The following is an 18,727-nucleotide window of genomic DNA, read 5'->3' as shown; positions in this document are numbered from 1 at the left end:
TCACGAAATTTCTTCAAAATTCTCTTTTCTTCCTATCCCTGTTCCTATCTCTTCTTGGGCTTCTGTGCAACGATTAATATCTGCTGATAAATGCAAATTGCATCTGTGACCAGTTAGTCAGTAATCACTAACTCTAATTGAGATGACAATACATTACCTCATTACCTCGAACTCATTTACAAATTTCATGTCAGTTGAAAATATTGCTAAACATGAATTTTTTGTAATTTTATTTTTTTGAAATCTTTAAAAAAGATTTTCAATTTTTTATGAGCGCTTTAAAATATTTTTCAAATGAAGCAAAATTCATGTTTTTTGTAAAAATGATAAAAAATGAGTAAAAACTAAAAATTCTTTAGATAAGGATATACAATGTAATCAGTCAAATGTTTCATTAATGCAGTATTATGGCAAAAAATTAAAGTTGTTACAAAACGTTTGAGTTGATAAAAGCAACCACTAAAAAAACAAAGTAAACAATGATAGTGTTGGATGTTAAAGCTGCTGTGGTTTCAATGCTATTTACAGAATCTCCAAATTGATGCTCTGGAGATAGAAACGAACTGTAGCCTAAATTTAACCAAGCTAGCACTACAAGCAAGGTGAGAAAAAACAACCCGTAGATTAATCTAAATATTACGGAATGTTAATAAAAAAGTCTGGAACAAAACTAAAGCTATGCTATCCGTCGAAGCTCAGCGACATTGTATGAATCCATAGGTCATAAATCTGTGGGAGATTGCAGTGTATTCTTAGAATTCCCAGACAGCTTTGGATATCTACACCTGGCAAAGTGCTTCTAACCTCTTTTCTTGGGTGATGACACTAGCTTTTGAAGGTGAAATCCCTTATGAACAAGGGTTGGAACTCCTAGCTATTCAGGTGGCTGCCAATGAGTTGCCAAACATGGAATAGTGTAGAAGTGGGGGCGATAAGAAAAAAATGCACAAGTTTTGAGCCCAAAATTATCAACTTTGTGGCACTTTCATCGCACCAGCCAAATGTTCACAAAACAGATTTCGTCTTGGGAGCAGTTGCTTGTTTGTGCCTAATTTAAAGTCTTTGGAAACCACCTGTAGATGCCACTGGAAGGTGGATAAAAGGTAGGTGCCAAGTAAGATTATGATTTTATGACTGGAGTGTTTGGTTAACTTGGGCTGTAAACAAAGTTAAATGCTCTTGTAACTACCAACATTAAAATTCGTTATTTGGTTGACAGAAGATATCTCAACTAAGTTTATAAAATTCATAGTCAGGCTTTATTCATCTTGTTGCTGAGTTTAATCTCTTAGCAACGAGTGTGCGCTATTTTTCCTGTCACAAGAGCTATTAAAGGAGTTCTGTATTTAGACTTTATTGGAAAATAAAGCATACTTTATCAAAATTGAACAATTTTTTGGGATTAACCAAATCACTTGTTTCCTGACAAAAACTCTGATAATCTTATCCTTTTCATCTCTAGTTAGTTTCTTTTGATGATGTTAACAACCAGCAGATAGTACAATCAAATGACAAATAAGAAATGGGCTGTAAAACGTATCACTGTGAATTTAGCAGCACAGGAGGCGGAAAAACTGGAAAAGTATTGTGGGCAGACGGGTAGACCAGCAACGGATGTCATCCGGGAACTGATCCGAGGACTGCCACTCTCCTCCGAAGAGGCTAAAGAAGCAAGTCGCTAAGGAGACAGTCTAGAGTTGAGAGTCTCAAGTCAACAATCCAAAGGTTTTTGACGACCGACTAACAACGACTGACTATGCTATGACCTCCTCACACATAACTTGATATAAGTGGCAAATTCCGACACCAACCCAGTTACAATTTGTAATGAAACTGAAAAGGAAGGACGGAATGCGCGTTGCAATCGTAGGTGCGGGACTGGCTGGGCTAGTAACCGCTGTCGATTTATCGGATTCTGGCTGTGAAGTCCACATTTTTGAGTCCCGTCCATTTGTGGGTGGGAAAGTGGGCAGCTGGGTTGATGGCGATGGAAACCACATTGAAATGGGGTTGCACGTCTTCTTTGGCAACTACTACCAGATGTTGGAATTGATGAAGAAAGTGGGGGCGTTGGACAACCTGCGCCCCAAGGAACATATCCACACCTTCATTAATAAGGGGGGAAAAGTTGGTGCTTTGGATTTTCGCTTCATCATGGGTGCGCCTTTTAATGGATTAAAAGCATTTTTCACCGCTTCCCAACTTTCGTTGCTGGATAAGTTGCAAAATGCAGTGGCATTAGGAACCAGCCCGATAGTACGCGGCTTAGTAGACTTTGAGGGCGCGATGAAAAATATTCGTGACTTGGATAAAGTCAGCTTTGCCGATTGGTTTCGCAGTCATGGGGGTAATAATGGTAGCATCAAGCGGATGTGGAACCCCATCGCCTACGCCCTCGGTTTTATCGATTGCGAACATATTTCTGCCCGTTGTATGCTAACAGTCTTTCAGTTATTCGCGGTGAGAACCGAAGCGTCGAAGCTGCGAATGCTGGAAGGTTCCCCTTATGAGTACCTGCACAAGCCTATCTTGGAGTATCTTGAAGCTAGGGGGACAAAAGTTTACACTCGTCGCAGAGTGCGAGAAATACAGTTTACTGAGGAGGCAGACCAAACACGTGTTACTGGAATGGTAGTGGCTGATGGTAATACAGAAGAAGTGATCACAGCTGATGCCTATGTCGCTGCTTGTGATGTTCCAGGAATTCAGCGTTTGTTACCTCAAGAATGGCGCAAGTGGTCGGAGTTTGAGAATATATATAAATTGGAATGTGTGCCAGTAGCAACAGTACAGTTGCGGTTTGATGGCTGGGTCACGGAACTGCGTGATGCCGAAGAGCGCAAACAACTCAATCATGCAGCAGGAATTGATAATTTGCTTTATACTGCTGATGCTGACTTTTCCTGTTTTTCTGATTTGGCATTGACAAGCCCTGGGGATTATTACAGGGAAGGACAAGGTTCACTATTACAGGCGGTGTTGACACCAGGTGATCCGTTTATTAAGCAAAGTAATGAGGCGATCGCCCAACACGTCCTCAAGCAAGTGCATGAGTTGTTCCCCTCTTCGCGGGAGCTAAACATGACTTGGTATAGTGTGGTAAAACTTGCTCAGTCTCTGTACAGAGAAGCACCAGGAGTGGATATTTATCGTCCTCAGCAAAAGACGCCAATTTCTAATTTCTTCCTAGCAGGTAGTTATACCCAGCAGGATTACATCGATAGTATGGAGGGGGCAACAATTTCGGGAAGGCGTGCGGCGAAGGTGATTTTGGAGAATCTAAAGAAATGAACCGCCAAGGCGCTAAGGACGCCAAGGAATAACAGATATGGCTGATTGGTTGGAGCATAGTGTACAGGTTGAGGTAGAGGCTCCTATAGAGTTAGTATGGAGCCTCTGGGCTGATTTGGAGCAAATGCCTCGGTGGATGAAGTGGATTGATTCAGTGACGGTTCCAAAGGATAATCCTGAGATATCTTTGTGGAAGCTCAATACTGGCGGTTTGGAGTTTACTTGGAAATCTCGCATTCTCAAAGTTGTCCCGAACCAAATCATCCAGTGGGAATCGGTGGATGGTTTGCCAAATCAGGGAGCAGTGCGTTTTTATGACCGCCACGGCAGTAGTATTGTTAAACTTAGCGTTGCCTACGCTATCCCTGGTATTCTAGGGAAAATTATGGATAATTTATTTTTGGGAAGGGCGGTGGAATCAACTATTAAAGCAGATTTGGAACGGTTTAGGGAATACGCTCTTAAGGCAAAAACGGCTTCACCCCAGTAGCCATATTTAAAACTCAAAAAATTTAAGTTTGTGCATAATTTGCCCCTTGTGCTGAGTGAAATCAATTAGAAGACTCAAAGCACAAGGGGCTGATTTCTGCGTACTCGCACTTTATCTGTCTAAATAGTCAAAACGTCATGCTCAATCTGACCGATATTATCGATCAACAAGGCGCTTTCGCCACTCTAGAAACTCTTACTCTACCTAAATAGGGGGGAAACCCCGCCCCGTTGAAAAATCACCAGGTTGGATCTGAAAACAAATTTATCGTCAACTGTTCGCGTCCGGGTGGTACAGCCGCAATACAAGCGCGGATGGTATCTCCATCCTCCACTTCCACACTGCAAGCGTAACACGACCCCATCAGACAGCCAGTGGGAATAAATACGCCAGCCCGATCTGCTACATCCAGCAGTGGTTCTCCCACTTCGGCATCAACTGTAATATCATCTGGTAGAAACCGGACGCGAACATTCATGAAAACCATCCTCAAGACAAAAACGGTGTTAAGTCTAAATGGCGTTCAACTTCAGTTGCAAGAGAGTCTAAAATATGCTCTCTTTGTTCCCGGTAATTGGCAACGCCCGTAGGCAAAGATTTCAAACCTCGCTGTTGACGCAAGCGATTTAACCAAGCACGTCTCCAAGGACCGTTGTCAAAAATACCGTGGAGATAAGTACCCCAAACTGATAAGCAATTATCCACCAAACCTAAATTAGCATCATCAAACAGAGTATGGTAGTTCTGGGACTCTGTTGTGGGAATTTCTATCCGCGATCGCCCTTGGTGGATTTCAAACCCAATCACGGGTAAGCCCATTTGCGGATAATTCGAGCTGACTTGGCGCTGACGGGCAATTTTCTGTCCTGTGATCACAGTTTTTATCGGTAATAACCCCAGTCCTTGATATCTGCCAGCTTGTCCCTCAATTCCCTCTGGATCGGCTATCATCTGACCTAATATTTGATACCCACCACAGATACCCAAAACTGTACCACCAGCTGCTGCATAGTGCTGAATTGCTTCTGCCATACCACTTTTTTGCAGTAGCAACAAGTCAGGAATTGTGGTCTTTGTCCCTGGGATAATCACGGCATCAGGATGTCCCAATTCTTGCTTAGGACTTAAGTATCTCACTCCGACTGTAGGTTCTGATTCTAGTGGGTCAAAGTCGGTAAAGTTAGAGATTCTCGGTAAGCGGATAACAGCGATGTTAAGTTCAGTTTGTAATTTTTGGACTCTACGTTCCAACAAGTCAAGAGAATCTTCAGCGGGATAGACCTGTTCCAAGTAAGGGATAACACCGATAACAGGAATACCAATGCGTTCTTCCAACCATTTTATTCCCGGTTCTAAGAGCGATCGCTGTCCACGGAACTTGTTAATGACTATACCCCGAATTAAAGCGCGTTCCTCTGGCTCCAGTAACTCCAAAGTTCCCACCACATGGGCAAAAGCACCACCTCTGTCAATATCAACAACCAGTATAGTTGTTGCATTCAGGTGTTTTGCCACCCGCATATTCGTCAAATCTCGGTGTTTAAGGTTAATTTCCGCAGGACTCCCAGCACCTTCGCAAACCAATAAATCAAATTCTGTGCTCAAATGCTGTAGTGATTCTTCAATTGCCCGCCACCCTAGGTCAAAATATTGTTCGTAGTATTCTGCAGCACTGACTTTGCCTACAGGCTTTCCCTTGATTATGACTTGCGAGGTCATATCTCCTTGAGGTTTAAGTAAAATTGGGTTCATTTCTACCCAAGGAACAACTCCCGCAGCCCAAGCTTGTACCGCCTGAGCGTAGCCAATTTCCCCACCATTGGCGGTAACATAAGCATTTAAAGCCATATTTTGACCTTTGAAGGGAGCCACTCGCCAGCCACGGCGCGATAAAATCCGACAAATAGCTGCGGTTAACAGTGATTTCCCGGCATGGGATGTCGTTCCCACTATCATAATTGCTTTCATAACCAAATATCTGTGTTTCCAGATTGGGTGTATTAGCCTAAGGAGTTAAGGGTGATTTATGAGACATTAGCCATGAGTCACAAATTTTTGGACTTATGACTAAAAACCCAAGATTTCACCAATGAAGTCGGATACGTATGATCAAGACTTCCTTCATGAATTGAGTTGAAACTTCCGTGTTTATTGTTCCCTTTGATTCCCCACTCTTAACTCTTGTTGACCCTTAATCCTAAAAGGGTAGTCGAAACCAACGAATGACAGCATTGTAAAAGCGATCGCCCCATGTGGGACTACCCCAAGGTTTACCCTGAAATTGTTCCACCAACTGGCGACCCAGGGGAGTCAGCCGAAAACTGTCTGTAATACCCTGACCATCAACTTCGCGCCGCAGTACACCTACTTGGATCAGCCACACCAAAGCATTATCTGCTGTCAATTCTGACAGAGGTCGTTTTGTGAAGTTTTTTTGGACACCAGAATGACCAATCATCTCACTTAACGCTACACGGCGTGAGCGCATCGCTTCAAACAAACCAAGATTGAAGGGAGAACACACCAGCGCTCTTTGAGCTCGTTTTAGCGTAGGCTGGGCGTAAGCAAAGGTTTTCTGGCTTTGAGAATCGACAACAGGCATTATGGCTCTCTTGATAAATTTTTTCTAAAGAGAGATATCTACTGTTAGTAAATTGTAGCAGGAGATACCTAATTCTACAAATCTTTACATATTACCTATTATCTCCTATCAGCAACAGACAACCTTTTGACTAACAACGGCTTGGTAATTCGCGTGCGGCTAGGAGATGAATCACTAGTACAAGCGCGACTGCGTTCAACGAACCGGAGAACATTTCAATATTTGTGAAACTTTATCGCTTTCTTTATAGATAAATGCAGTTCCAAGCTGAATTCTCACTCTTAGGGACTTCCAAATAAAAAAGTATCCAAAAATCTCTTGTGGAACGGGCGAGACGCCCGTTCAGATCAAGGGCGGGCGGGGACGCCCAACGCCAGTCGCCTACGGAGGGAAACCCTCCTGCAGCGCTGGCTCCCCCACAAGATGAATAATTTATTTCTTGGAAATCCCTTATGGAATACCTGTAGTAGACGCCACTTAAAAAAAATACACAAACTTTGATACAATAGCACTCGTCAGGGAAAGTTGAACCATGTTATTAACATGACTTGCCCTGTAGCTAACCTTGTATACGAGAGATACTAAAACTATGGCACTAGCAGTTGGTAGTGATGCACCTACATTTACCGTCAAAGACACCAACGGCAACACTGTCTCGTTATCTGATTTTAAGGGGAAAACGGTAGTTTTGTATTTCTACCCCAAAGATGACACACCAGGCTGTACCAAACAAGCTTGTAGCTTTCGGGACGCTATTGACCAATACAAGAGCAAAGATATAGTCATATTGGGAGTCAGCGCAGATGATGAAGTCTCCCACCAAGCATTTGCCCAAAAATATAATCTCAATTTTCCGCTACTGGCTGACACCGATAAAAGCTTGATTCAAGCATACGATGTTGATGGTGGTGGATATGCCAAGCGCGTTACCTACGTGATTGATGGTAACGGCAAAATAATCCAGGTTGACTCTAGTGTCAACACATCTACCCATGCTAGTGATGTTTTAGCTGCATTGGGGCTGTAGACAAGATAAGGGGATAAGGGGTAAACAGATGGGACAGGGGGACAAATCAATTCAAAATTCAAAATTCAAAATTAAGGCTCTCTCCCTCATCTTCCTCATCCCCCTCATCTTCCTCATCTTCCTCCTCGTCCCCTTGTCTAATCACTTACCCGTCTGAGGCGTAGTCACCTGAAAGCCTGGTTGGTTTGGCTGCTGTTGAGTTTGCTGCTGAAGCAATTGTTGTTGCTTTGCTCTGAACTGAGCTGCGGCGTCATTCAATTGTTGGTTCTGTTCATTTGCATTCCAAACCGTATTTCCCTGTTGAAGGCGATGCAATAAATTAAACATACCGAAATTACTCACCTCATCGCTGCGAGGCGATAATGGATCATCAGTCTGTTGTGGATTGAGGTCTTGCAGAATATTTCTGGAATTAGATTGAGCTAAGCTGGGTTGAGGCAATACTAACGAAGCAAAGCTCATTCCTGCAAAGGTGAGTGCAAATAGTTGCTTAAGCGGTAAAAAAGGTATTTTCATAAAAACCTCCAAGAATTTTGAAAACGCACACCCTCAAGATGTGGGAGTGCGGATGAGTTTTTACCTTAAAATAAGTAATGCTTTGATCTTAAGCAAGAGTCCGCCGCAGTTGGGGTTGAATACTCAACAATGCTACAAGAGCGAAGCCAAGCAACACCAGCAACGCACTGCCAAAGGTAACATCACCCCAAAAGGCGTGCATCACCACGCTATTTAATCCCCAATCTTTGTGAAAATACAAATAGCGAATTGGTTCAATGGCGTAGCTAAGCGGATTGAGGGTAGCGACAATCTGCAACCATTTCGGCATGAAGGATAAAGGAGCCAAAGCAGTGCTGGCAAACAACAATGGCAGGTTACTGACAAAAATAACCGCAATGAGTTCGATGTGTCCAGGCAAAGCAAAAGCCAAACCAAGGCTAATCGCAGTTACACCTAATGCCAAGAGGAAGACAATTAAAGCTATTGTTGCCAAACCTGCTGCATCTGGTAAACCAGCCCCTAAAAACGCTGCTGCTGTCACAATGACGGCTGCTTGCACCAAACTTTGACTGATAATAAAGATTGCCGAAGCGAAAACTATCGAAAACCGCGATGCTAGTGGCGCTACCAGCAAACGATTCAAAAAGCCGAATTCTCGGTCAAACATCACGGGTAAGCCAGCATTCAGCGCCCCACCAAATGCAGTAAAAACAATTATACCTGCGCCCAGAAATTGCCCATAATTTGTGGTGTCACCAAATATGCCTTTCGGTGCATTTTGAAACAAAGCGCCAAACAGCACCAACCACATCACCGGCTGAATAATACCCGCAATTAACGTTGAGGGACGCCGCTGCAATTGAATAAACAAGCGACGAGTCAAGGCTAACGTCTCTTGCACAAATTCACCAAATACGTTGGGAGCAGCCTCATCATAAGCTTGAGGTGATGCAACTTGCTGCCAATTGATATCCGATTTTGGAGGAAAAACAGTACCACTCATAGTAGTTGTTAGTTGTTAGTTGTTAGTTGTAGAGACACTTTCATGAGAGCGCGTCTGTAGATTTGTTAGTTGTAAATTGGGCTTGTAGTAAGCGCTTAAGCGCTCACTACGAACCCATGTCCTAGTATCTATCTCATATTTTGTTTCTTCTCAGCCTTGGGATCACGACTTCCAGCCGCCGCGAGTTCCGCATCCATCAAAGTTCGTCCCGTCGCCGCTAGGTAAACATCATCTAAACTCGGTCGAGATTGGGCAATACCAAAAATCGGTAAACCAGCGGAATTCAGCGATTGTTGGATGGTAATTAAAGCATCATTTTGCGGAGTGACTACCAAGTTGAGGGAATTTCCTTGAGCGTTATTAATAATCACTTCTTGAACAAACGACAAAGATTTCAGCAAATCTTTGGCTTTCTCGGCTTCCTCAACGGGTGAAAACTCGCGGATTCGTAAAGTGATGCGATCGCCCCCCACTTTATCTTTCAACTGAGAAGGTGTCCCACTGGCAATCACAACTCCACGGTCAATTATCGCCACCCTATCAGCCAAAGCGTCTATTTCTTCTAAATAATGGCTGGTAATCACTACCGTTGTTCCAGCTTCTCGCAACTTCCGCAAGAAATCCCATACCACGAAACGGCTTTCTATGTCAAGTCCTACCGTTGGCTCATCCAAAACCAAGACATCTGGTGCATGAAGTAATCCCGCTGCCAAGTCTAGGCGCTTGCGTAAGCCACCAGAATAAGTGCCAGTCTTTTTATCAGCATATTCCTGCAACCCGAGTAACTCCAACATGGTGTTCACTCGTTGTTTTGCCACTGCGCCAGGTAAGTGATAAAGTGCTGCTTGCAGTTGCAAGAGTTCGCGTCCAGTCAGTACTTTATCTGGAGCCACTTCCTGGGCGACATAACCTAGCCGTTTTCTTGCTGCCCTAGGGTTATTAATGACAGATATGCCAGATACTTCTATTTTACCCGCATCCGGTGTGGTCAGAGTACACAAAGAACGCAGGGTAGTGGTTTTTCCCGCTCCATTGGGACCAAGTAAACCAAAGATTTCCCCTGATTCTACCTTGAAGGAAACATCCTTCACGGCTTCAACCGTGCCGTAGCGCTTTTTTAAATTTTCAATTAAAACGGCGGCAGCCATGATAGTTTATCCTAACTATACAAATCTCAACAAAGTCTATCTTTATTGTAGTTGAGTGGTGTTAGGCGTGGCGATGGCACAAAGTAACGCAGCGTCTTAAAGGGCGATCGCCTGGGTACGAGTCAATACGGTTCAGTTAAGGTTGATGTGTAAAAAATCATGTGTGTAGAGACGAGAGGTGGCGCGTCTCTACATTCTGTTCCTGATAAGGATTCTGGTCTTATCACCAAGCGTATTGGGGTAAGACTCGCTTTATCTTATTGGTTAGGTTGCGCTGGGGAGATATTCACCAGGTAATTGAGTAAATCGCTTGGACTAGAGAAATCCAATAGCGCCTCAGCTAACTCGTCTAACTGAGTGATGGATAAACTCTGAATCTGCTGTTGTATCTCCGGTTCAATTGCACCAAACCGACGTATTAAAAGACGCAGTATGACTGCTACCTCTCCTTTTTGTAGACCTCTTTGTTCTCCCTGCTGCAATCCCTTTTGCAAAATGTCTTGATAAATCACAGATTCTTGCATAACTTCCTCTCTAAATAGCTGTGTAATCAAATTTTTTGGAAACCTCAAACCAGCTAGAACCTGTACGCAAGCTGATATATTCTGTCGTTCGTCCCTTTCCTCAATCATATCGACAGCAGCAGCGACTTGTTCTAACAAGTCCTGGGGTGAGTCGGTTCTCGCCAACGTCGCCAGTGGTAAGAGTGCGGGGTTAGCTAGCAGGGGTGTTGGATCTTCCTCCCACAGACGAATCACTCGATACTCATGTCTGGTTTTTCTGTCCACATATTGAGTGTTAAAGACAATTTCTGAGGAGGTGGCTTGTAAGAAAATCAACACTTGCTCAATGTCACACCAGTATTGTCGTTTCAATCTTGTGTAGTAATCAAGCATCCGAAAGTCGAGTGGCGGTGTGGATTTTGGTGAAGTTTGAAATTCTAAATGCAGGATTTGGTTGGAGATTTGCAGGAAGGTGACTGCATCAGCGCGGATTGGTTCTAGGTTGAGTTCGGTTTTCAGTACCTCGATATCTGAGGTGTCAGATGAGAGTAACCATCTGGCAAATTCGGCTGGGTAGTTTTCGGCAAGGTATTTGCAGGTGTTGTCGTAACTCAAGGGGGAATTGCCTACACAAAAATGTGGATTTTATGCTATTCTATGAATAATGGAAAAGGTGTGCGCAGGTAAACTCAGCTTCAGAACAGCGCAGTTGGTCGTAAAGAATATTTCAACAAGTAAATTATCGAATGAGAGTGGGGTGGGCATCTGGTTTTCCCAGTTTATAGGACGGGCTAGAAGCCATACGTGTCAACAATCACGTTCAAACGTTTATTCCACGTTGATTTACCCCACCCCTTAATCCCCTCCCCTTGTTAAGGGGAGGGGAGGTTTGCCTGGTTCCCAGCCTCAGGCTGGGAATGCCTAGTGGGAGGCTCTGCCTGCCTTACTTGCGTTGCCTGGTTCCCAGCCTTGCCTGGTTCCCAGCCTGAGGCTGGGAATGCCTATTGGGAGGCTCTGCCTGCCTTACTTGCGTTGCTAGGCGCTTCAACAGTTACCAGTTATCAGTTATCAGTTATCAGTTATCAGTTGTTCACTGTTCACTGTTCACTGTTCACTGTTTTAAGGGCATTTCCAGGTGGAACCACCGAAACGAGATTTTAGAAGGGTTTTGGGTTAAGTTGACACCAATGGTATGTAATCCCCCCAGTTTATAGGACGGGCAAGATGCCCATCCCACAAGAAAAAGTTGGATATTTTTTTATTTGGAAGTCCCTAAAATCTCAGCGACGAGTATCAGAATTTCGCTGACGAGTGTTGAAGACTCAGCCACGAGTGTTGAAGACTCAGCCACGAGTGTTGAAGACTCAGCGATGAGTGTTGAAGACTCAGCCACGAGTATTAAGGGATTTCCAACAAATAAATTATCCCCTAACAGTGGGGTGGGCATCTTGCCCGCCCAGTTTATAGGACGGGCTAGAAGCCATACGTGTCAACAATCACGTTAAAACGTTTATTCCACGTTGATTTACCCCACACGCCCTTCGGGTTCGCCAGTTCCCTACGGCGGGAAACCCGCCTTCAGGACTGGACTCACCAGTCGCCTGGGTCGGGAAACCCTCCTGCAGCGCTGGCTCCCCTTAATCCCCTCCCCAAGGCATCGGGGAGGGGAGGTTTTGGCGTTAGCCAAAGCCGGGGTGGGGTGAAGCAGCTTCGGGGTGGTAAGCATAAAGCCGTGATGTAACGTAATGACAAGGTTCTTGCCTTAGACACCTATGCCCTCCTCCCCTCTCTCAATTTGGAACAGAGGTGTCTGTAAGGGCGGGGTGAGGTGTAAGTCATGAATGCAACGCGCGTATTTTTCCGTAATCGCGGGCAAGGCGATTGAAGCATCATAATAATATTGTTATTTCTAACACCCGTGCCTGCCCATGAACGAACAGCGCCAGCAAGCCTATCTCGACTTGATTGAAAGACTGTTGAATTGTCCGAGTGGAGAAGAACCAGAGATTTTAGAGGCTAACCAAGATTTACTTGATGCTGACTTCTTGCTCATGCTGGAAGCTATGGCGGAGTATGAATCACAGGAGGGGAATGAAAATACAGCGAGTTGGTTGAGAAATCTGGCAAATCAGTTGAGGGAAGCGTTGAACCTCACCCCCCAACCCCCACGCCAGTCGCCTCAACGGGGGGAACCCCCGCACGGCGCTGGCTCCTCTCCGCAAGCAGAGAGGGGGGAGAATTATCCCCTTACCGCTGATGGAGAGGCGTTACAAGCGCATCTGCAATTCTTGATAGAGATACTGCAAACAACAGCAGAAAGCGAGGGTGACGCGCAGGTAGTTTACCCGTTGCTGGCAAACAACACACAATATCTCAATCTGAATTTAGCAGAACTCTTGCGGCGTTGGGCGACAAGTAAGCTGGCGGAAGTGGAGACAGATGAAGCACAATCCATCGCCGTAAATATTATCAATTTTAGTAATCGGATTCAGCAATTCCCCTTGGGTGACAAAGCCAGCAACATGGAAATTGCGATCGCTGGTTATGAAGTCGTGTTAACGGTGTTCACCCGCGAAGCGTTTCCCCAAGATTGGGCGATGACGCAAAATAATCTGGGGAATGCTTACTCCAACAGAATATTCGGGGAGAAAGCACAGAATATAGAACTTGCGATCACATCTTTCACCGCTGCATTGGAAGTAACAACCCGCCAAGCGTTTCCCCAAGATTGGGCGATGACGCAAAATAATCTGGGGAATGCTTACCTTTACAGAATATTCGGGGAGAAAGCACAGAATATAGAACTTGCGATCACATCTTTCACCGCTGCATTGGAAGTAACAACCCGCCAAGCGTTTCCCCAACTATGGGCGACGACGCAAATTAATCTGGGGAATGCTTACTCGGACAGAATATTCGGGGAGAAAGCACAGAATATAGAATTGGCGATCGCATCTTTCACCGCTGCATTGGAAGTAACAACCCGCCAAGCGTTTCCGCAAAAGCATGCTGAGACATCATTCAACCTGGGTATTGCTTACCAAGACGCACAACGGTTCACTGATGCTTACACGACTTTTAAATCTGCTATTGAAACAGTGGAGTTGTTGCGGGGGGAAATTGTTTCTGGCGATGAAAGCAAACGCAAGCAAGCGGAAGAATGGAACAAACTTTATCGTCGCATGGTAGAAGTTTGTCTGGAGTTGAAAAAATATAGCGAAGCAATTGAATATATTGAGCGTAGCAAAACCCGTAACTTGGTGGAACTCCTGTTTAGCCCTGACTTGTACCCCAAACTCGCCATATCTGAAGAATTTAAAAATCAACTCCAACAGCTACAGCAGGAAATCGAAGAAGAAAAGCGTCGTATAGAACAAGCAGAAAAATCTAATCTCCAAGATATTAATCGCACCCAGTTGAATCAGTTGCGACAAACGCGAGAACAACTCATAACAAAAATTATCGGCTTGAACCCCATCCGCTATGACGAGATTCACAATCTGCTAGATAACGAAACTGCGATCATCCAATTCTATATCTTTAATAATTGCCTTAATAATTGTTTTCGTGCTTTCATCATCACCCGCCATAAAGAACAACCAGAAATTTGGCAGTCGCAACCTCAAGACTTAGAAAAGTTGCAGAATTGGAGAGATGAATATCTCCAGCTTTACTCTGAGGAGAAAAAGCGCTGGCGATTTTACCTGAATGATAAACTGAGCAAACTTGCTGAGATTTTACATATACAAGAAATTCTTTCTCTTGTTCCACAAGAGTGCGAGAAAGTTATTTTAATTCCCCATCGTTACCTGCACCTACTCCCTCTCCATGCTTTACCCTTATCATCAGATGAATATCTCATAGACAAATTCCCTAAAGGCGTCAGTTATGCACCCAGCTGTCAACTTTGGCGCGTGACTCAAAACAAAGCTAAGAAATTATCTCATACTAAATTACCTCACCCCGCCCTAACGGGCACCCCTCTCCTTAGTAAGGAGAGGGGCGGGGGTGAGGTTTTGAACACAACTTGGTATGACTCACCATTCCGCCACTTATTCGCCATTCAAAACCCCACAGAGGATTTAGAATTCACCAATATCGAAGTCGAGACAATTGCTGCTGCATTTCACCCACGCCACATCCTGAAAAAAAGTGAAGCGACAGCACAAGCTTTGAAAGAATCACCAACCGCCGAAAATTTCCGCGATGCATCTTGGCTACATTTTTCTTGTCACGGCTACTTCAATTTTAACCTTCCTGAAAAATCCGCTTTACAGTTAGCCGCTTCTGAAATTTCTCCTCTCCCAGCAGATGCAGAAACCTCCCGCTATTTGCGAGTCTCTGACGACACAGAAATTGATTTAAAAAATTGTCTCACCCTAGAAGATATCTTCCAATTAAATTTACCTAACTGTCGTCTTGTCACCCTTTCTGCTTGCGAAACTGGCTTAGTTGACTATACCAATACCAGCGATGAATATATTGGTTTACCCAGTGGGTTTATCCGCGCCGGTGCAGCTAGTATCGTCAGTAGTTTATGGGCTGTCAATGACTTTTCCACTGCTTTGTTAATGATTAAATTTTATGAAAACCTGCAAACTGTAACTCAAAATGTGCCTTTTGCTCTTAACTCTGCGCAGCAGTGGTTTCGTCGAGTCACCCAACGAGAGTTACTGCAATGGCTTGATGGTAAAACAGATATGGAAGCTCAGCAAAAACAGAAAGTAAAAGAGAGATTAGAAGAATATAACCCAGAACATCGACCATTTGAACAGGCAGGTTTTTGGGCAGCTTTTTGTGCAATAGGAGAATAACCTCACCCCCCAACCCCCTCTCCGCAAGCAGAGAGGGGGAGTCAGGACTTGCTTTAATTTGGTAGGGTGCGTTATGGACATTAGTCCTAACGCACCGAAAATCAAGGATGGTGCGTTAGCCTGCGGCATAACACACCCTACTAGCTTTACTACAAAAAAACATATTGAGGTAAAAACTATGGAACCAGATAACATCATCGAAGCCTTTACCCAAGTCGTGAGAGAACAAGATTATGTGTTTTCTGACGATGCGATCGCCGATTTACCAACGCTGCAAAAAAATCTTGCTGCGCTCAAAGAAAATCTTAACTCACAGGCGATCGCAGAAACTATTCGTCAGTGGTACAAAAATCATAAATCTGTGATAGATGCCATGCTAGTTGAAGAACGAGAAATTAGTAAAGTCGCGAAGACGAAACCGCAAAGCCAAGAAAATACTCTGGAAAATCGTTACCGAGTTTTGCAAGAGGAAGTGCAAAAATTACAAGAGAGAAAGAAGGGAGATGATAAACCAAATTAATCTAGAGACGCGCTGAATGAAAGTATCTTTACTAGGGTGTGTTAAGGCGATGTCAGGATTTAAGAGTTTGAGTCATTGGCAATTTGCCTTAACGGACTAATTGATTGGTGCGTTACGACGCATTGAGATTTTTCTTCAAAATGATGTATACTCGTGCGTCGTAACACACCCTACAAGAATATTATCTTTTATTTATCAACTGGCTCTGAGATTCAAACCCAAGATGAAAATCTATGCTCCTAATATTCACCTCTTTGCTTTTCAGCTTTACAAGGGTGCAAATGTAGAACCCACTTCCGTGCAAGCTGATGATATTCAACTGTGGCAAGTTGCTGATAAAATAGTCCGCACCACTTTACATCAAGATTTACATCTCAGTCAGAAGATAAATATTCACAAGGAACCGGAAAGTCTCCGCGTTGATTTGCTCAAAGACTCAGAAGTCAAAGATGATAATTATGCTGTAGATGTAGAGGGTAAAATCTCCCTAGATGACAAGCAACAAGTCGTCATCAAAGGCTTTGCTCATCCCTTGCGACTTCATGACAGCTACGGTTTGTGGCTCAATTTACGTCGTCCAGAAAAAGAAGATGATGGTACACCAACGGATGATGTCGATACTGCTTTCTTAAGCAAGTTAAATCCAAATAATTGTTTCACCTTAGAAAAGAACAAATTCTTTCTCGGACAAACTTTATTAATAACCGCTTGGCTAACAGGCGCTAAAGATGAAAAATATCTTTATCAAATTGCTCAAGAGTGTCTGGAAGCAGTTTTTCCTAATCCATCTCAACGTCCGCCTTTTCATCGTCAAGGAGAGTTATTTGGTAGTCCTATTTTTGAATATGGTTTATTTAGCCAGTTAACTAACTACCAACACGTCCTCATCTGGTTATTCCGTGATGACAAGGCAGATGAGAATTTAAATCTATGTTATCAAGAATTGTTAGACTTGTTCTTCTTTCGCACCAAAATTATCAAAGCTTATCAAGACAGTCGCATCACTTATCACCATGTTGCTTCAGCTTATAAAGAGATAGAAGACACAATTGATAACTTGCCCAAAAAAGGTAAATACGATAAGGTGACAACAGACGAATTAAAAGACTTAAAAAATAAGTTAAAAGAACTACCGCAATTAGCTTTGAAATATACTCGTTTGCTGCGAAATTTAGAAGACTATCAAAATACAATCGCCATAAATGAGTCTAATTATTCAGAAAGATTGCAACAAATAAGTGGTATAATACAAAATGCTGACTTGGCGTTTTTCAAAACTTTCAGCCAGGACAATTCTCCTTTTTTCCAAAAACAAATTCAAGCTGATTTGGGATATTTCCGCCACGGTTCTACGTTGTTAGAGCAAGCTATATCCTCAATTCGCGGCATAGTAGAAATAGAACAAGCAGAACGCGATCGCTCTTTGGAAAACACCATTCAAGTAGTGGGTGTCGGCTTAGGTGCAGGTGCGATCGTCTCTGGGGTAGTCTCACAATATATCGACAAACCCTTTTCAGTCCCATATCTCAAGCACCCAGTTCCTCCGATGTTGTTATCATTCTTTTGGAGTCTTTTGGCTACCTTGTTTTTTGGCTGGCTGGCTTGGCTTGGGACTAAACTCAAGAAGTAGGTTTGGTAATGGTAGGTAGTTCATGGTATCTCTTACAAAATACTATTTTGTAAAAAAACCACAGATGGACACAGATGGACACAGATAATTTATCTGCGTTTATCTGCGTACATCTGCGGTTCTAAATATCCATTAACTACGGCAGTTTTCACTTATTGAAACCACATTTTTTAGCGTTCTTCTTTGCGTCTTTGCGTCTTTGCGCGAGATAAAAAAGGTCTACTTATATGAAAATAGCTGTAATCATGCTTTCACAATCACTCACTCTATTATTTGTTGGGTTTCACTATCGTTGAACCCAACCTACAGCTAATTTGTCAGAGGATTAGTAAACTGTACACCCTCTATGATTGCACCAATGTTGAAATCCTCACTGTAAACCTCTGAAATTTGATTGAGCCTTGCAGTTGCCCAAATTTGAGCATCCCAAAATCCAAAGTTATGAGCTTCAACGCCGCGAATTGCTTCTAAAGTAATTAGTCTGGTTACATCAACCACAGAACAAGCACTCATGTAATTACGTATCCGGGCGATCGCCTCACTTGGACTCAAAAGCTGTCTTTTTGCACGAGTTGTCGCCATGAAAAACTCACCCATCACTTGGGTACTAATCACAGCACGGTTCGTTTGAATTAGCCGATCAACAATTGCAATTGCTCGTTCCTGTTTTGTAGAGTCGAAAGGGTCATAAATGTAAACAAGAATATTAGTATCCAGCAAAATCCTACCGTTCATATAGGTCTTCTCTTTGCCAGTCTCGTCCTCCAGGTAGGGAAGGTCGATTTTTCATGCTGTTGATAAAGACTTTTTCTGCTTCCCAGGCGGCAATATTTGTTTGAGAAGTAGTCATAGAACCAATGTGTAGATCGATGGCTTGGCGAATAATTTCAGCTTCACTGACGCCTGTTTGTTGGGCAATTGTCTTCAGCAGATGTTCTTGATGGGGTTCGATATAAATTTGCTTACGGATTTTGCTTGGCACAATTTTAGCAAAATATAATGTATACATTATATTATACATTATATTGAATGAGTTATGTTAGTTTGCAAACATAAGAATGTAGGACTAGCCCTTTCAAGGTGACTCGTAAAATCTCTTCTTTTCTCTCTGCGCTCTCTGTGTCTCTGCGGTTTATTATAAGTTATTTATTTAACCACAGAGGCGCAGAGTACACAGAGTAAAGAGGTTAAAAAGGAGTTT

Annotated in this window: 19 protein-coding genes; 9 read left to right on the top strand and 10 right to left on the bottom strand. The window is 43.4% G+C overall.

Annotated features, from left to right (window positions below):
* Positions 1-771: 771 nt before the first annotated feature.
* The 4 genes from ACM0OZ_RS06740 (at position 772) to ACM0OZ_RS06725 (ending at position 3,781) form a co-directional block, all read left to right on the top strand.
* Positions 772-915: a hypothetical protein gene (locus ACM0OZ_RS06740; RefSeq protein ID WP_414582027.1), complete on the top strand. Its 144-nt coding sequence runs from the start codon at positions 772-774 to the stop codon at positions 913-915.
* A gap of 593 nt (positions 916-1,508) precedes the next feature.
* Positions 1,509-1,682: a CopG family transcriptional regulator gene (locus ACM0OZ_RS06735; RefSeq protein ID WP_073632391.1), complete on the top strand. Its 174-nt coding sequence runs from the start codon at positions 1,509-1,511 to the stop codon at positions 1,680-1,682.
* A 169-nt stretch (positions 1,683-1,851) separates the two neighbouring features.
* Complete coding sequence (gene zds, locus ACM0OZ_RS06730) at positions 1,852-3,291, top strand: 9,9'-di-cis-zeta-carotene desaturase (protein WP_414582026.1); 1,440 nt, start codon at positions 1,852-1,854, stop codon at positions 3,289-3,291.
* 37 nt (positions 3,292-3,328) lie between these two features.
* Positions 3,329-3,781 carry an SRPBCC family protein gene (locus tag ACM0OZ_RS06725; RefSeq protein ID WP_414582025.1) on the top strand — a complete coding sequence of 151 codons (453 nt, stop codon included), beginning with the start codon at positions 3,329-3,331 and terminating at the stop codon, positions 3,779-3,781.
* 238 nt (positions 3,782-4,019) lie between these two features.
* Here the strand turns inward: ACM0OZ_RS06725 and ACM0OZ_RS06720 are convergent, their stop codons facing one another.
* The 3 genes from ACM0OZ_RS06720 to ACM0OZ_RS06710 all read right to left on the bottom strand — a co-directional run bounded on the left by ACM0OZ_RS06720 (position 4,020) and on the right by ACM0OZ_RS06710 (position 6,383).
* Positions 4,020-4,259: a 2Fe-2S iron-sulfur cluster-binding protein gene (locus tag ACM0OZ_RS06720; protein WP_414582024.1), complete on the bottom strand. Its 240-nt coding sequence runs from the start codon at positions 4,257-4,259 to the stop codon at positions 4,020-4,022.
* Between the two features lie 11 nt (positions 4,260-4,270).
* A complete protein-coding gene (cobQ, locus tag ACM0OZ_RS06715; protein ID WP_414582023.1) occupies positions 4,271-5,749 on the bottom strand; it encodes a cobyric acid synthase CobQ in 1,479 nt (492 codons plus the stop codon).
* A 229-nt stretch (positions 5,750-5,978) separates the two neighbouring features.
* Positions 5,979-6,383 carry an Npun_F0494 family protein gene (locus ACM0OZ_RS06710; RefSeq protein WP_414582022.1) on the bottom strand — a complete coding sequence of 135 codons (405 nt, stop codon included), beginning with the start codon at positions 6,381-6,383 and terminating at the stop codon, positions 5,979-5,981.
* Between the two features lie 589 nt (positions 6,384-6,972).
* Between ACM0OZ_RS06710 and ACM0OZ_RS06705 the strand changes: the two genes are divergently transcribed.
* Entirely contained in the window at positions 6,973-7,410 is a 438-nt protein-coding gene (locus tag ACM0OZ_RS06705; protein ID WP_414582021.1) for a peroxiredoxin, read from the top strand.
* A 141-nt stretch (positions 7,411-7,551) separates the two neighbouring features.
* Here the strand turns inward: ACM0OZ_RS06705 and ACM0OZ_RS06700 are convergent, their stop codons facing one another.
* The 5 genes from ACM0OZ_RS06700 to ACM0OZ_RS06680 all read right to left on the bottom strand — a co-directional run bounded on the left by ACM0OZ_RS06700 (position 7,552) and on the right by ACM0OZ_RS06680 (position 12,009).
* On the bottom strand, positions 7,552-7,926 hold the full coding sequence (locus tag ACM0OZ_RS06700) for a hypothetical protein (protein ID WP_414582020.1): 375 nt from the start codon (positions 7,924-7,926) through the stop codon (positions 7,552-7,554).
* 88 nt (positions 7,927-8,014) lie between these two features.
* Entirely contained in the window at positions 8,015-8,911 is an 897-nt protein-coding gene (locus ACM0OZ_RS06695) for an ABC transporter permease (protein ID WP_414582018.1), read from the bottom strand.
* Between the two features lie 128 nt (positions 8,912-9,039).
* Positions 9,040-10,059, bottom strand: coding sequence for an ATP-binding cassette domain-containing protein (locus ACM0OZ_RS06690; protein WP_414582017.1), 1,020 nt, complete (start codon positions 10,057-10,059; stop codon positions 9,040-9,042).
* A 257-nt stretch (positions 10,060-10,316) separates the two neighbouring features.
* On the bottom strand, positions 10,317-11,177 hold the full coding sequence (locus ACM0OZ_RS06685) for an Rpn family recombination-promoting nuclease/putative transposase (RefSeq protein ID WP_414582016.1): 861 nt from the start codon (positions 11,175-11,177) through the stop codon (positions 10,317-10,319).
* 643 nt (positions 11,178-11,820) lie between these two features.
* The gene (locus tag ACM0OZ_RS06680) at positions 11,821-12,009 is read right to left on the bottom strand and encodes a hypothetical protein (RefSeq protein ID WP_414582015.1); all 189 of its coding nucleotides are present in this window, start codon (positions 12,007-12,009) and stop codon (positions 11,821-11,823) included.
* A gap of 39 nt (positions 12,010-12,048) precedes the next feature.
* Between ACM0OZ_RS06680 and ACM0OZ_RS06675 the strand changes: the two genes are divergently transcribed.
* The 4 genes from ACM0OZ_RS06675 (at position 12,049) to ACM0OZ_RS06660 (ending at position 17,526) form a co-directional block, all read left to right on the top strand.
* Positions 12,049-12,303 (top strand): hypothetical protein, encoded by a 255-nt coding sequence (locus tag ACM0OZ_RS06675; protein WP_414582014.1) that lies wholly within the window; start codon positions 12,049-12,051, stop codon positions 12,301-12,303.
* Positions 12,304-12,490: 187 nt separating this feature from the next.
* Positions 12,491-15,376: a CHAT domain-containing protein gene (locus tag ACM0OZ_RS06670; RefSeq protein ID WP_414582013.1), complete on the top strand. Its 2,886-nt coding sequence runs from the start codon at positions 12,491-12,493 to the stop codon at positions 15,374-15,376.
* A 178-nt stretch (positions 15,377-15,554) separates the two neighbouring features.
* A complete protein-coding gene (locus ACM0OZ_RS06665; protein WP_414582012.1) occupies positions 15,555-15,896 on the top strand; it encodes a hypothetical protein in 342 nt (113 codons plus the stop codon).
* 223 nt (positions 15,897-16,119) lie between these two features.
* Complete coding sequence (locus ACM0OZ_RS06660) at positions 16,120-17,526, top strand: hypothetical protein (RefSeq protein ID WP_414582011.1); 1,407 nt, start codon at positions 16,120-16,122, stop codon at positions 17,524-17,526.
* A 309-nt stretch (positions 17,527-17,835) separates the two neighbouring features.
* Here ACM0OZ_RS06660 and ACM0OZ_RS06655 read toward each other — a convergent pair whose 3' ends face one another.
* Both ACM0OZ_RS06655 and ACM0OZ_RS06650 read right to left on the bottom strand, forming a co-directional pair.
* Entirely contained in the window at positions 17,836-18,261 is a 426-nt protein-coding gene (locus ACM0OZ_RS06655; protein ID WP_414582010.1) for a PIN domain-containing protein, read from the bottom strand.
* Positions 18,251-18,535: a ribbon-helix-helix domain-containing protein gene (locus tag ACM0OZ_RS06650; protein ID WP_414582009.1), complete on the bottom strand. Its 285-nt coding sequence runs from the start codon at positions 18,533-18,535 to the stop codon at positions 18,251-18,253. The genes ACM0OZ_RS06655 and ACM0OZ_RS06650 overlap by 11 nt, the downstream gene beginning before the upstream one ends.
* Positions 18,536-18,727 lie beyond the last annotated feature (192 nt).

Source organism: Scytonema sp. PCC 10023, assembly GCF_963920835.1.
Taxonomy (GTDB): domain Bacteria; phylum Cyanobacteriota; class Cyanobacteriia; order Cyanobacteriales; family Nostocaceae; genus Kalymmatonema.
This window is presented reverse-complemented; position numbering and strand designations above follow the sequence as displayed.